The sequence below is a fragment of the Shewanella sp. Actino-trap-3 genome (assembly GCF_002836275.1).
Classification (GTDB): domain Bacteria; phylum Pseudomonadota; class Gammaproteobacteria; order Enterobacterales; family Shewanellaceae; genus Shewanella; species Shewanella psychromarinicola.
Genome location: NZ_PJCE01000001.1, coordinates 2,251,419 through 2,266,179, shown reverse-complemented (window position 1 = coordinate 2,266,179; position 14,761 = coordinate 2,251,419). Strand labels below are relative to the sequence as shown.

General features: G+C 42.0%; 12 protein-coding genes and 1 riboswitch. Of the genes, 8 read left to right on the top strand and 4 right to left on the bottom strand.

Going from position 1 to position 14,761, the window contains the following annotated elements; genetic code table 11:
- Positions 1-136 precede the first annotated feature (136 nt).
- Positions 137-793 carry a thiol:disulfide interchange protein DsbA/DsbL gene (locus CXF80_RS09615; RefSeq protein ID WP_101032667.1) on the bottom strand — a complete coding sequence of 219 codons (657 nt, stop codon included), beginning with the start codon at positions 791-793 and terminating at the stop codon, positions 137-139.
- A 444-nt stretch (positions 794-1,237) separates the two neighbouring features.
- Positions 1,238-1,897, bottom strand: coding sequence for a DNA-J related domain-containing protein (locus tag CXF80_RS09610; protein WP_101032666.1), 660 nt, complete (start codon positions 1,895-1,897; stop codon positions 1,238-1,240).
- Positions 1,898-2,271: 374 nt separating this feature from the next.
- On the opposite strand from CXF80_RS09610, the gene CXF80_RS09605 reads away from it, so the two are divergent.
- The 6 genes from CXF80_RS09605 to CXF80_RS09580 all read left to right on the top strand — a co-directional run bounded on the left by CXF80_RS09605 (position 2,272) and on the right by CXF80_RS09580 (position 9,737).
- Complete coding sequence (locus tag CXF80_RS09605) at positions 2,272-2,838, top strand: phosphoribosyltransferase (protein ID WP_101032665.1); 567 nt, start codon at positions 2,272-2,274, stop codon at positions 2,836-2,838.
- Between the two features lie 175 nt (positions 2,839-3,013).
- Complete coding sequence (locus tag CXF80_RS09600) at positions 3,014-4,927, top strand: peptidase U32 family protein (RefSeq protein ID WP_101034733.1); 1,914 nt, start codon at positions 3,014-3,016, stop codon at positions 4,925-4,927.
- Positions 4,928-5,121: 194 nt separating this feature from the next.
- Positions 5,122-5,445 carry a DUF3622 domain-containing protein gene (locus CXF80_RS09595; RefSeq protein ID WP_101032664.1) on the top strand — a complete coding sequence of 108 codons (324 nt, stop codon included), beginning with the start codon at positions 5,122-5,124 and terminating at the stop codon, positions 5,443-5,445.
- 126 nt (positions 5,446-5,571) lie between these two features.
- Positions 5,572-6,237, top strand: coding sequence for a hypothetical protein (locus CXF80_RS09590; protein WP_101032663.1), 666 nt, complete (start codon positions 5,572-5,574; stop codon positions 6,235-6,237).
- Between the two features lie 302 nt (positions 6,238-6,539).
- Positions 6,540-6,754, top strand: a riboswitch (cobalamin riboswitch).
- Between the two features lie 143 nt (positions 6,755-6,897).
- The gene (locus CXF80_RS09585) at positions 6,898-8,877 is read left to right on the top strand and encodes a TonB-dependent receptor (protein WP_101032662.1); all 1,980 of its coding nucleotides are present in this window, start codon (positions 6,898-6,900) and stop codon (positions 8,875-8,877) included.
- A 119-nt stretch (positions 8,878-8,996) separates the two neighbouring features.
- Entirely contained in the window at positions 8,997-9,737 is a 741-nt protein-coding gene (locus CXF80_RS09580; RefSeq protein WP_101032661.1) for an HDOD domain-containing protein, read from the top strand.
- On the opposite strand, the gene CXF80_RS09575 is transcribed toward CXF80_RS09580, so the two are convergent.
- Positions 9,717-10,622 carry a LysR family transcriptional regulator gene (locus CXF80_RS09575; protein WP_101032660.1) on the bottom strand — a complete coding sequence of 302 codons (906 nt, stop codon included), beginning with the start codon at positions 10,620-10,622 and terminating at the stop codon, positions 9,717-9,719. The genes CXF80_RS09580 and CXF80_RS09575 overlap by 21 nt on opposite strands.
- 153 nt (positions 10,623-10,775) lie before the next feature.
- On the opposite strand from CXF80_RS09575, the gene metE reads away from it, so the two are divergent.
- Positions 10,776-13,067, top strand: coding sequence for a 5-methyltetrahydropteroyltriglutamate--homocysteine S-methyltransferase (gene metE, locus CXF80_RS09570; RefSeq protein WP_101032659.1), 2,292 nt, complete (start codon positions 10,776-10,778; stop codon positions 13,065-13,067).
- 215 nt (positions 13,068-13,282) lie between these two features.
- Complete coding sequence (locus tag CXF80_RS09565; protein WP_101032658.1) at positions 13,283-13,495, top strand: dodecin; 213 nt, start codon at positions 13,283-13,285, stop codon at positions 13,493-13,495.
- A gap of 12 nt (positions 13,496-13,507) precedes the next feature.
- Here the strand turns inward: CXF80_RS09565 and queG are convergent, their stop codons facing one another.
- The gene (gene queG / locus CXF80_RS09560) at positions 13,508-14,743 is read right to left on the bottom strand and encodes a tRNA epoxyqueuosine(34) reductase QueG (RefSeq protein ID WP_101032657.1); all 1,236 of its coding nucleotides are present in this window, start codon (positions 14,741-14,743) and stop codon (positions 13,508-13,510) included.
- Positions 14,744-14,761 lie beyond the last annotated feature (18 nt).

Below are 14,761 nucleotides of genomic sequence, written 5' to 3'. Positions count from 1 at the left end.
GCGTAATCCTGCATTTCGAGGTCATTTGAGTATAGGTTCTTATCTCTGAATTACAGATGGGATAAATCGAAAAAAATGGCTATCAATTGATAGCCATTTTTTTCATTAGTGTTGATTACCCATCAAGATGCGGCCGTTATTTTGAGGTGGCTAAATAGTTCATCAACTCAATTAGTTCATCTAAAGTGCTAATTTCATTCATATTGATAGCGTATTTATCATTAACGATAAATGCGGGTACGCTATTAACGTTATATAACGTTTGTTGCTGACGCCATAAAGTCAATGCTTTATCAGTAGTACTGCTGTCGGCCAATGTGTCATAGGTTGCGGCATCGACACCAAATTGGCTGAAGATTTTTTTAATGTCTTCACGGCTATTTATTTGTGATTCATGCTGGTGGCCTTGAGCATTGTGATCATGCCCATTGGCGCCTTTATCACCTTGGATAGCCGTAAACATTGCGTGGTTGAGCTTTTCTGCTTGACCAACCTCATGAATAACAGCCAGTGATCGCATCACTTCAGTGCCTAAATCGCTGTTCATAAAGTCAACATGCTTAGTGTCGAAGGTGACCTCTTCATCTAATCCTGCTTTAATCTCAGCAAGATACTGAGTTTCCATATTAAAGCAGTTATGGCAGTAAAATGAAAAAAACTCAGTGATTTTTGGCGTGCTAGTAACCATATTATTGGAAATTTGAGTGTAATGCTTGCCTGCAACAAATGGCGCAGCAAATGTGCTAAATGAGGCTGCTATGAGCGTCAATGCAACGGCGAAATATTTAATCATGTAAAACCTCAGATCAATGTTATTAGCGAATAATCAATAGGATTAGATTAATCTGCTTGAGCTAATTAGGGTAAGTTTCTAAGCTGAATTATGGCTTAAATCATCAATTAAAAAGGCGTTAATTTCGTGATCCGTGCGTGCTTTATGAGGTTAACCTCTGAATTAAGGCAAGATATTGAAGTGAACTTAATGATTATTAAGGAATGTCATCATAAAGTGGCATTGAGTTGTTCAATCTAGATGATGCGATATAGAAGGTTAATCTGGATAATTAACCAAGGCCTGTTTATTGATGGCTGTAAATAGCTAACGATTAAATGGCTAATGCGCATCGCTAAATAACTAAAGCACAGTTAGTCATGCAGAGTTCTGTGGACAATAGCTATCATGGCCTATGAGTGTTCGACCAAGATAGTGAGCCTGTAAATCATTGGCAGTCTACGTTTAATTTCTTAGGGTTTGCCATGCTTCGCATACTTCACGGAAACGTTCGGCATTACCTTGTTCGCGGTCGGGGTGCCATTTAAGCGCGAGTTTGCGCCATTGTTTGCGAATGTCTTTATCGGTGGCGGTGTCATCAAGTTCAAATACTGTTAAGGCATGACCTTGGTGCATTAACTGGGTGTTGACGCCAATATACTCTTGATAACTTGACCAGAATGACTCCAGCATTTCCCGTACAACGTTAACGCTGGCATCATAATTGGCCCAATCGAGATAATAATCGCGTAATGCACCATCGCAAATATTTTGCACATCAGCATTGGCCGGAATAATCCTAAATATTTGGATTTCCATTGCCTTTACTTGTAACCACTGTTTGGGGATTAATATGTCTTGTAATTCATATAAGGCGTTCATCAGTAGAAAGTTGCGTTTAAAGAGGTCTTTTTCGGGTAAAGGGTCAAGATTATGCATTAATCCTTTGGCTTGTAACTCGCTCGCCAAATGATGTACTTTCCAACTTTGGTTTGTTGATTGCAATAAACTCAGCACAGGCCATATGAGCGGGTTATCACTTTTAGGCACCTTGAGTTCGTTGTTGTCTGTGGTGTTTGCCAGTTCAGTTCCATAGGCATGGTGTAAGGTTTTATTGACTAGCATAGTGGCGTATGGGTCCTGAATTGGCGATAAAATCTGCTTTTCATGGCAGCCCACTATGCCATAGTCGTTTTTAATGACAAGTAGATTTTATTGTCATTACGGCCCAGGTATTGACCTTGAACTTTGCCTTCAAGCTTGAGATGGCAAACTTAACGCCTACTCTATATTGTATTGATAACGGATACTTGTTAATGAGGTGGATTATTGTTCATATTCGGATCTGTTGACGCTACTAGTGGCGCTTGAGATAATGGCGATGTGGCGAACGTTTTGATTTTTTTATTGCTTTTGATCAATTAATTCCTTTTCTTGCAGGCAAGAAAAGCTTATTTGATATAAAATTCGCCGCAATAAAATAACTGGGGCTTTAACCAATGACAGATAAACTCTTTGTTAGTGCGCAACAACTTTTGGAAGATTCATTTAGACTCGCTGCACAAGTATATGACAGTGGCTTTCGACCACAGTTTATTGTGGGTATTTGGCGCGGTGGAGCACCTATCGGCATTGCGGTCCAAGAGTATTTTGATTTTAAGAAAATCGAAACAGACCATATAGCAGTTAGAACCTCGTCTTATTATGGTATTGGCACTGACAAACAAGATAAAAATATTAAAGTGCACGGTTTGCATTACATTATCGAAAATGCCAATGCTAGCGACGGTTTGTTGATTGTTGATGACGTATTTGACTCGGGGCGCAGTGTTGATGCGCTTATTGGTAAATTAAGAAAATTTATGCGTTTGAACATGCCAACCGATATTCGCATAGCATGTCCTTACTACAAACCCAAAAACACTAAAGTCGATCTAAAGCCAGATTATTTTATTCATTCATCTGAAGATTGGTTAGTGTTCCCACATGAAGTGTCTGGTTTAAACCCACAAGAAATTGCTGAAGGTAAAACTGACTTTAAAAATATCCAAGATCTGTTTTTATAAGCCTAGCGTTGCAGCCATTTTAGGCGTTGATAACAACGAATTTATGTATAACTTTATGTAAAGTTTGCTAAAGTATACCGCTATTTGAATGCGTCAACATACTTATGTCAATGTGACAATATTAGTATGCTGGCGCACTTTTTTATCCGAATTAATGCGAAATTTAGTTAACATTATGGTTACTGTAGAATTGTTTACACCTGAGGCACCCGTAAAACGTCGATTAGAACTATTAGCGCCTGCTAAAAATGCTGATTACGGCATTGAGGCTATTCGCCATGGTGCTGATGCGGTTTATATTGGTGGTCCTGCCTTTGGCGCGCGCCATAATGCTGGCAACAGTGTTGAAGACATTGCTCGTTTGGCAGAATTTGCTCATCGTTATCATGCCCAGGTTTTTGTGGCGTTAAATACCATTTTAATGGATGACGAACTTGATAAAGCCCAAAAGCTTATTTGGCAGCTTTATGAAGCGGGGGTTGATGCCTTGATTGTTCAAGACATGGGTGTTTTACAATTTGATCTGCCGCCTATTGCGTTGCATGCCAGTACGCAAACGGATAACCGCAGCCCTGAAAAAACGGTCTTTTTAGAGCAAGTTGGTTTTTCGCAAGTCGTATTAGCCCGTGAGCTCAATATCCCACAAATTCGCGATATTGCTGCTAGCACAAAAATGAAGTTAGAGTTCTTTATTCACGGCGCATTATGTGTCAGTTATAGCGGTTTATGTAATTTGAGCCATGCGTATTCTAATCGCAGTGCTAATCGCGGTGAATGTTCACAGATGTGTCGGTTACCGTGCAATTTGACTACTCGCGAAGGTGACGTCTTAGCTGAAAATCAGCACTTATTATCATTAAAAGACAATAACCAGACCGATAATTTAGAAGCGTTAATTGATGCTGGTGTTAGTTCGTTTAAAATTGAAGGCCGCTTAAAAGATATTACTTACCTTAAAAATATCACCGCTCATTATCGCCAGCAGCTTGATGCGATTATGGCTAAACGTGATGATTTAGAATCAATTTCTCATGGTCGTTGCACGTTTAACTTTATCCCCGATCCTGATAAAAGTTTTAACCGCGGTAAAACGGATTATTTTGTTAATGAACGTACTGAGGCCATTGAGCATTTTAGTTCGCCTAAGTTCATTGGTGAAAAAGTGGGCCGTATCACCGAAGTGGGTAAAGACTTTATTAAAATCGATACCCGTGAAAGTGGCAAAGACATTCACTTTAATAATGGTGATGGCCTCTGTTTTTTTGTTGAACACTACGAAACACAGCGTTTGTCTGACGATAAACTCTCTGGCGTGCGCATCAACCGTGCTGAGGGGAATGTCTTGCATTTAACCGAGGTACCCAAAGATCTTAAAATTGGGGTGATGATGTTCCGTAACTTTGACCATAAGTTCGAAGCTAGCCTTAACAAAGATTCTGCTAGCCGTAAAATGACTGTCGATATGCAATTTTTTGATACCGATGACGGGGTGGGATTAACGATTACAGATCGGCATAATATCAGTGCGACAGTCATGTTAGCGTGCGATAAAGCCCCCGCTAATGACCAAGTCAAGACCGCCGAAAATCTGAAAAAACAATTCAGTAAACTTGGCAGCAGTGACTTTGTATTGAACAAGGTTAATTTACTCACGCAGCAGATGTGGTTTTTACCCATCTCGGTTGTTAATGAGTTACGCCGCGATGCCGTTAGTGCATTAATGACGGCAAGAGTTGCCAGTTACCAACGACCAGAGCGTTGGGTGCATGATAAAACAGCACGTTTCCCGCAAAAGGCACTGAGCTTTTTATCTAATGTGGCGAATGAAAAAGCGAAATCTTTTTACCATCAACATGGGGTGATTCAAATTGAAGACACCTATGAGAAAAATAACGTTTTGCATGATGCTCCGTTAATGGTCACTAAACATTGTCTGCGTTACAGTTTTAATTTATGCCCGAAAGAAGTTGAAGGTATTAAAGCGGATCCTATGTTTTTAGAGGTAGGTAAAGATAAATTGAAATTGATTTTTGACTGCCATAAATGTGAAATGATGATTGTTGGCTCCAACCAATTAGTGAAACAATAATGGCGCCACAGCGTGATTTTAACCATCATTGCTTTTCCGCTGGCAGTATTAAGCTTGCCATTGGGTTAGTTTTTCAAATAAGCTGCAAAAATAACCATTAAATAGCTGCCCAAACTCGTGTGTTTCGAGTACACTGCGCGGCTGAAATTTCATGGGTTTTAGCCTGTGATACCTTAAGTAGGAAAGAATAGATTATGAGCGATAGCAAAAAGTATGCTTTACGTGTTATTCAAATTGAAAACACCTGGAAAACTGAAATCACTCGTCGTATGACATCGACTAAAACCATAGTATCAAAAAGCCAAGATGGTTTTGCATCAGAAGCAGAAGCCATTGCATGGGGCGAGCAAGCACTGCAAGGTTTTTTATCTAAGCAAGCTGATCGTAACCAGCGTAAAACAGAGAAGCACCTTAAAGCTAAAAGCTTAGCGGCTGCTATTGCTGCTGAATCGGCCATTGACGAAGAAGAGCTGTTCGATGCTGAAGATGAAGATGAAGATGAAGACGAGCTTAACTAATATTTTACCCACTATGTATAGGTTATAGATAAGTTTCAATTTTTGTATGTTCAGGATAGGACGTACTAAATTAGCATGATTTTTGATCAACTTATCTCTATCTTGACCAAATAAGGATTCATTTGGATGAACAAGATTGCTGCAATTATAGGCTGCTCGGGGTGTTTAGGAATAATGTTCCTGTTCCCCAGTAGTGCATCTGCTACCCCTCCAGCACAGATGGCATTTGGCGACGTTGATAAGTCATCAGGTGTTATGGTGATGTCTGATGATGTCCAGAAACTCATAACCTTGTCTGCAAAGTTCGGCTTTTTACCGCCATTAGATTGGAAACTTGCATTCAGTGATAAACGTGGCGACATGACGATGGCTGAGTTTATTCCAACCAATGAGTCATTAAATGACTGGTCTAGTTTAGTCTGCATGCAGGGGTTCAAAGGGTTAGCCAATGATGTTGAGCCGGAACGCTTTTTAGATTCAATGGCGGCGACTTATCAACAACATTGCCAAGGGGAAATTGTTTATCAACAGCTTGGCAGTTCTGAAGTTGACGGGCTCGAAGCGGTACATGGTTTATTAGGCTGCACCAGTATGCCTAATATTCATGACACTTCAGCAGTGGAAGATGTGTCTTATATCAGCCGTCCACAAGGCGAAATGGGCTATTTTTCTGTAATAAGTGATGACGAAAATGTCTACCTAATCCATAAATCTATTCGAACAGACGTGTTTACTACCGAAACGACTCCTATCACTATCGATAATTATCGTGACTTCATGACGTATCCCTAGCGTCGAATCCTAGCGCGGCGTCATGTGGTTGATAACCCTCTTAGGTGCCACTAACCAACAAGTTGACTGTTCTACATGCTGAATAATCTGCAGGTTACTCTTTTGTTGGTATCAAGTTCACCTTTAGATCCGTTATAATCTCTGCGTTATTATTTTATGATGTCAGCAATAATTAAACGGTACTATGGTACTAGATGCTAATGCTGGCATAACGAAACAGATATTTTTAATGATGGGTTGAACCTCAACTCACGTTATTTCAAGCGTTAACCTCAACTCGGCTTATTAGCCCGGGTTGAGATTAGTTAGTCAATCTTTACGGTGCTTGCAGTGGATCGATAGATCAAAGCAAGATAATCGGGAAACCAGTGTAAATCTGGTACTGCCCCCGCAACGGTGATTGGTGAGAGTCAGGTGCGCAACAGGGTTGCGTTAATCATCTAGACTCGCGCGGGTTATGCCATCGGTATAACGCCACAACCTCAGTCCGGAGACCGGCCTTAAAGGTGATTTCGATGATTTCGGTGGGCAGATCTCGAAATGTGATGTGATACCGCTTGTTGACTTATTCTGACGATTTTTTTCTGTAGATTAGGGCGACAGTGGTTATCTATATTACGGCGCTATTGCCCCATTTTTCCTTTCAGGAGTTAAAGGTAAATGGGTACTAAACCAACAAAAATTGCACTACTATTAAGTGCTGTCTTCAGTGTGGCAACGGTTAATGCTATTGCGGCAGAGTCAACCGATACATCCCCCGGGTCTTCAGCTATCAGCATGGATGAAACCATTGTGGTCATTGGGCGTAATCTTGCCAATCCACTAAACATTGCGGCCAACGTCAATGTTATTGATGCCGCCGATATTCAAATGAGCGGAGTCACCAATTTAACCGATTTATTACGTGGACAGTCTGGCATTCAGGTGTCGGATAATAATTCGGGTAGCGTATTTTCTATGCGCGGATTTTCTGCATCACAAGCGGCCAACAACACGCTGATTTTAGTTGATGGACGCAGATTGAATAATATTGATATTGCTGCGCCGAGTATTGAATCCATTCCGCTTAACTTAGTTGAGCGGGTTGAGATTTTATCCGGTAGTGCAGGGGTGTTGTATGGTGACCAAGCGGTTGGCGGCGTTATCAACATCATTACTAAGGCACCAACAGAAACCAGTGGTGGCTTACAAGTCAGTGGCGGCAGTTTTGATACCTATGAAGCTAAAGGCGATATTTCAGGTTCCATTAACGACGAATGGCGTTATTTTTTAGCGGCAAGCTATAAAGAAAGCGACAATTACCGCGACAATAATGATAATGAAACCGGATCTATTTTAGGTCGGGTACAGTATCAAACCGCTAACGAAGATTTTTATGTTGAAGTTAATTATTTTGATAACGATCGTAAAACGCCGGGTGCACTCACGTTAGCACAATATGAGGCCGATCCACGCCAAGCCGCGGCTTTTTCTGAGGGCGAATACTCTCATGAAATGAGCACCGCACTGCGAAGTGGTTATCAATATCAGTTAAATAATATTTGGGCCTTAGGCGCGGATTTAACCTATTCAGACTCGTTAACGACCAGCGTGTTGTTCGGCGGTGCAGGGCGAATTGAACGTGAATTATTGAGTTTTTCACCTAAAGCTAGCGCCAATTATCATTTAGATCGCGGTGATTTAAATTTTGTTGCAGGTATTGATGTCAGCAAAGGTGAAGCCGATTTTGATACGCTTTATATTCAACGCAATAATGAACAACAACAAAGCAGCGCCTATGTGCAAGCATCGGTACCTATTTCGCCGACATTATCCTATGTCGTCGGGGGGCGTTATTCAGAAGTAACAGACGATTTATACGACCAATTACTTTATCCTAACCGTATTGAAATCGATAACGACGCGCATGCATTTGAGTTAGGGTTTAACTATCGCCCAAGCAGTGAAAATCGTTTTTATGTCCGTGCCAATGATAACTTCCGCTTTGCAAAAGTAGATGAACAAGCCTTTACGCCGCTGACGGTACAAGGTTTAGATCCACAAACTGGCCGCTCTTACGAAGCGGGTTGGGACTATACTACCGCCACTCAAACGTTAAAAATCAATGCTTATCAACTTGAGTTAGAAGATGAGATTGTTTATGAAGGCGGAAGAACTGACGGCCCTTATGGTGGTGGCGCTAACGTTAATGCGGATCAATCTCGTCGTTTGGGGGTGAGTACGGCTTATGATGTGCAGTTATCAAATGACTGGCTGCTAGGTGCTTCGTACGACTATATTGATGCAGAGTTCACTCAAGGTGAAAACGACGGCAAAGCGTTATCTTGGGTGGCTAAGCATTCGGGTAAGGCTTACATGAGCTATGACTTTGCCGATCATTGGCAAGCATTTGTTGAAGGTGTTTATACGGGTGAGCGCTATATGGAAGGCGATAACAGTAATATCGGTGATAAGTTAGACCACTACGTGCTAACCAACCTTGCATTAAACTATGCTCATGCTGGTTGGAATGGCAGTTTACGTGTTGATAACTTACTTGATGAAGACTATGTTGGTACCGGTTATTACTCTGCGTTTGGCAGTGGTTATTATTCTGGTACGGGTCGCTCAATTAGACTGACTGCGGGTTATCGTTTCTAGATAATTTGGCTTAATAAATAGTTACCCATAAAAGCCAGTAAACTATTACTGGCTTTCGTTTTAATATATCGTTAAATTAATTTATAGCGTGTTTATTCTTAAAAAGGTAATCGATAGATATGACTAATCTTGAGCAACAAGTTTTTACTCAAGTTCAAGCTATTATTGGCAATGAAGAACAGGTCATTGGTCGTCGTGGCATATTACTTCCATTAAAAAAAGCCTTGATTAACGAAGCTGATATTAGAGTTGTTATCGACACAGTGTCTGCCGACCCTGCGTTGGCAGCCCATTTGTTGTTGCGCAGTAATACCGCACAAACAGCAGGGGTGATATCGACCAAAAGCCGAAGTGTCAAGGATGCCTTAATCCGTTTAGGCCAAGTGAACATCTATCGTTATGCGTTTTCGTTTTATCTTAAAGAACGGCTTGATGAGCTTTCAGAACCGTACAAAAAATTAGTCCAAGGCTATTGGGCCTTAAATGAAATAATTGCGATGGATTGTATAGTACAGTTACGTGAAGATAATAAAATCGGTGTTGGTACTAAAATTGATGCGGATGAAATGCAAACATTAGCATTATTTAGTGTGTTTGGTCAGGTGATTGCGCTAACGGCTTTTGCTTATTTAAATGCTGAGTTATCTCGGCCCGTATCATTGACAGTAATAAAATCACTGATTGATAAGCAACAACAACAGTTATCACTTGATGCATTTGAGTCATTAGGTTTGGATGATGATTTACGCGATGAATTTTTAATTGCCCATAACTTACGCCAAACACAAAACCCTGATTCTCCAGGACTTGTGCTTCGACGCGTGTTATCTAAACGACAATTACTGATCAACCCGCTGTAGTATTATGCCTTCATTTGCTACAAGTTCGAGCCACTTTTGGATTAAATTTGCATTAGTGGCATCGCGGCGATAAGCACCAAACAATGGACGTTTTAGTCCTTCTGCCCCTAATTTAACCGCAGTAAGATTCAGCCCCTGACTTTCTCTGATAGACCAAGTTGGCAGGGTTGCTATGCCGTCATTACAGGCAACACGCTGCAATAACATTGAGGTTAAATCACACTGCTTTTGCTCGCCAGGTTCAATACCCGCGGGCTCTAAAAAGTGTTTGTATATATCTAAACGCGCTAACGGCACGGGGTAACTAATTAAGGTTTGCTTTGCCAATTGGGCTGGCGTTACAAACGCTTGTTGAGCTAATGCGTTATCACTGGCTACAATTAATTTAACTTCAAAATCAAATAGATGCTGGTAAGCGACGCTGTGTCCCGGCACTGGATCTGAGGTTAACACTATGTCTAAACTCCCCGTCTGCAATGCATTGAGTGAATCAAATAAGTGACGACTTGAAATATCAATTTGAGCCGCTGGCGCATGTTGCTTAAATTGCTCAATAACGGGCATTAACCAACGAAAACAACTGTGGCATTCAATGCCGAGCTTAAGCTGTTGGCTTTCACCCTCTAAACCGCGTTTAAGATCCGACTCGGTTGCAATCACTTTCGGTAAGATTTCTTCTGCTAAATTCAGCAGACGTGAGCCTTCATGAGTAAAGGTTAACGGCTTACTCTTACGAACAAAAATACTTGAGTTAATCCGTGTCTCTAACTCTTTTATTTGATGAGAAAGCGCCGACTGGGTGACAAATCGTTTTTTAGCCGCACCCGCTAAACTGCCACTTTCCTTTAACGCCATCAAGGTACGAAGGTGTCTAAGCTCTATCATTTTCTCTCCACATGAATCTTGCTCAACTATTTGATGAAATCAATTCGATTGCTTGACAACAGAATAACACAATAAACTTCTAGACGTCCAGACGCCTATGCAAATTTTCTGCATAAATGGTATAAATTTTTGCTTAATGAAAAGGAAAACAGTATGAAAATTTCAAGTTTAGGATTTCCTCGCATAGGACGTCAGCGTGAATTGAAGTTTGCTTTAGAACGCTATTGGCGCAGTGAAGCCACATTAACGGAGTTGAAAAACGTTGCCTGTGAATTAAAACGCACCCATTGGCAGTGGCAAGCAGATGCAGGTGTTGAATTACTGCCTGTAGGGGATTTTGCTTATTATGACCAAGTGTTAACCCTGAGTGCGACCTTAAATGTGATCCCCGCTCGTCATCGGGTCACTCAAGCTGATGGCAGCCAAGCCCCTGTCGATATTGACACCTTATTTCGCGTGGCTCGTGGCCGTTCGCAAACCGGCCAACATGCGTGTGCGGCAGAAATGACCAAGTTTTTTAATACTAACTACCATTATCAAGTGCCAGAATTGAGCGCTGATCAAGCGTTCGAAATAGCCTACGACCAACTGTTTGATGATGTTACAGAAGCGCAGCAATTAGGTCATCAAGCAAAACCTGTGCTGCTCGGTCCAGTGACGTATTTATACTTATCTAAAAGCCTCACTGAGTTTAATAAGTTGGTGTTATTACCGCCGTTACTGGTTGCTTATCAGCAAATTTTGTCTCGTTTTGCAGCCCAAGGTGTGAGTTGGGTGCAATTTGATGAACCGGTATTAGCGGCAGACTTAACCGATGAGTGGCAGCAAGCTATTCGTCAAAGTTATCAAACGTTAGCGCAACAAAAGCCAGCATCTCTAAATATTTTACTCGCCAGTTATTACGGTTCTATTGCCCATCATCAAGCATTGGTGAGTGCATTACCGGTTGAGGGACTACATCTTGATTTAGTCAGCGCGCCAGAACAGCTTGATGTGTTTGTTAATGCGCTTTCTAGTCAACAGGTACTTTCTGTCGGAGTGGTTAATGGTCGCAATGTGTGGGCTGCTGATGTTGATTTGATTGCTGATAAAGTGACCGAATTAGCGACCAGGTTAGGCGATCGTTTGTGGATTGCACCTTCATGTTCATTGTTGCATTGTCCTGTGGATGTCGAGGTTGAAAGCCAATTAATTACGCCATTACTTGGCCAATTAGCTTTTGCGAAACAAAAATTATTTGAACTTAACGAAATTTATCAATTAATCGTTGGGCAAGGTTCAGCAACTAGCCAAGCGATTATTGATCGTTGCCAGCAACGCCGCTTGGCAAAAGCTGCAGCAGCTAATCAACAGGTTGTTGAACGTGTGTCGCAGTTAACCGCGGATGATTTTGAACGTGACAGTCCATTTGCCCGCCGTATCATTGCCCAACAAAAAAAGTTAACGCTGCCATTATTACCCACAACCACCATAGGTTCATTTCCGCAAACGCCAGCCATTCGGGGGTTACGCAGTCGCTGGCGTAAAGGCGAAATCAATGACATTGATTACCGATCACAGCTTGAGCAAGTTACTCAAGACACCATTTCTCGTCAACTTAAATTGGGTCTCGACGTGCTAGTCCACGGCGAAGCTGAGCGTAATGACATGGTGGAGTATTTTGGTGAACAATTAGACGGTGTTGGGTTTACTCAATTTGGTTGGGTGCAAAGTTATGGTTCTCGTTGCGTTAAGCCACCGTTAATTTATGGCGATGTGTCTCGTCCAAAACCAATGACGGTCGACTGGGCTACCTATGCGCAAAGCTTAACCGACAAGCCCGTTAAAGGCATGCTAACGGGTCCGGTGACCATTTTACATTGGTCGTTCGCTCGTGAAGATATTCCTCGTAAAGATATTGCCAACCAACTTGCATTAGCAGTACGTGACGAAGTGGTCGATTTAGAAAGCGCAGGTATTGGCATTATTCAAATTGATGAGCCAGCATTTCGTGAAGGTTTACCGATTAAACAAAGCCAATGGGCAGATTATTTAACCTGGGCGGTGGATGCGTTTAAGTTATCGGCTGCAGGTGTTGAAGATGCAACTCAAATCCATACACACATGTGTTACAGCGAGTTTAATGACACCATTAATGCCATAGCGGCGATGGATGCAGATGTCATCACCATTGAGACGTCACGTTCGCGTATGGAGCTACTGAGTGCCTTTGAAGATTTTCATTATCCTAATGAAATTGGTCCCGGTGTGTATGACATTCATTCGCCAAATATTCCAACCGTTGATGAAATGGTCGACTTAATGACTAAAGCGTCGCAAAAGGTGCCGGTGAAACAGTTATGGGTTAATCCTGATTGTGGTTTAAAAACCCGTACCTGGGATGAGGTTGAGCCAGCGCTGCGGAATATGATTGCAGCGGCTAAAGTGCTTAGGCGTTTATCTTAATTGGCATGATATAAGCCTGATAGATATCCATCTGATTAATAGTCGCTTTACTGAAGTCGTCTGAGCGGTTTAATGCAGACTTCGTTGCAGCGCTTAGTTGTTGACCGCTGAGTGTAGTAACGGTGGTTTCATTGGTTCTTCATCGATAATGTGTGAGTTGAGCCATTATTGACTACAATAAAAGTAAGGATGTTCAGCTGACAATAGGAGTTATCATGAGCCACACTTATAAAGTGATTGAACTGGTCGGGTCATCACCAATCAGTTCAGATGAGGCGGTCAAAAATGCGATTGCAGAAGCCAATAAAAGTTTACTACATTTGCGCTGGTTTCAAGTTATCGAAACCCGTGGCCACTTAGAAGAAGGCTTAATTGCTCATTGGCAAGTAACCGTTAAAGTGGGTTTTACCTTAGACTCTAATGCTTAGGGGCTTTTTAGTTTATGCGTCTCTGGGTAAACCCTTTTGTATTGATCTGATCACTCGTTGAGTTTTACGTGAAAGCGCCGATTGTGGCGCTTTTTGTATTTGTTGTCCTAATGCCCATTCAATATGTTCAAGTACCATATCATCCACTTCTTCACTGTGTTTACGTTGCTCTAATGCAGTAATAATAGCTGGATTAGCAGGGGCGTTACCTAATGCAATCGCGATATTACGTAACCAACGTTTATGGCCCATTCGGCGCAGCGCACTGCCTTCTGTTTGGCTGAGAAAATAAGTTTCAGACCAAGCAAATAAGGTCAGTAAATCAGGTTGAATAAGGGCGCTGCGAGTGTGGAAATCTGTCTCTTGGGTCAGTGGTGCTTTAGCATTGACTGGGCACACTAGCTGACAGTCATCACAGCCATAAATACGATTGCCCATTAGTGGGCGAAACTCTTCTGGGATAGCGCCTTTTAATTCAATCGTTAAATAAGAGATACACCGCTTAGCATCGACAACATAGGGCGCTACAATGGCATCCGTTGGGCATGACTTTATGCAGGCGACACAAGTATTGCAGCCTTCTTCGATTGGTATGTCTAATGGTAACGGTAAGTTAATTAATAACTCGCCAAGGAAAAACCAGCTTCCCGCATCAGGATGTAACAGTAACGAGTGTTTTCCTGTCCAGCCTAGCCCCGCTTTGTCGGCCAATGGACGCTCTAAAATAGGCGCTGAATCGACAAAGGGTCTAAAATCAGTCGCGCCAAAGTCGAGTTGTTGGCAATACTGGTTAATTTTATCACCGAGTTTTTTAAGCCGTTGACGGATTAATTTATGATAGTCACGCCCACCGGCGTAGCGAGAAATATAGCCCAGATTGGGGTCGGTTAAATTACTGGCAAAACCCGCATCAGGGGGAAGATAGTCCATCCGAGCACAAATCACTCTAATGGTTCCGGGATGCAGTTCAGCGGGTCGCGCGCGCATCATTCCGTGCGCGGCCATATAAGCCATATCACCGTGATAACCCTTGTCTAACCAGTCTTGTAATATTGTCTCATGTTGGCTTAAGTCAATATCTGCGACGCCAATATGGGCAAAGCCAAGCTCTTTACCCCATTGTTTTATTTGGCGATTGAGCACATCAAGCTGAGCCGCTGTCAACGGACATGGCTCGGGTGTTGGCTCATTGATTGAGTAGCTAGCAGAGCCAAGATCTGGCGTTAACGCTGAGGTCGTTGCAGTCATAAACACTATTATTAAGTA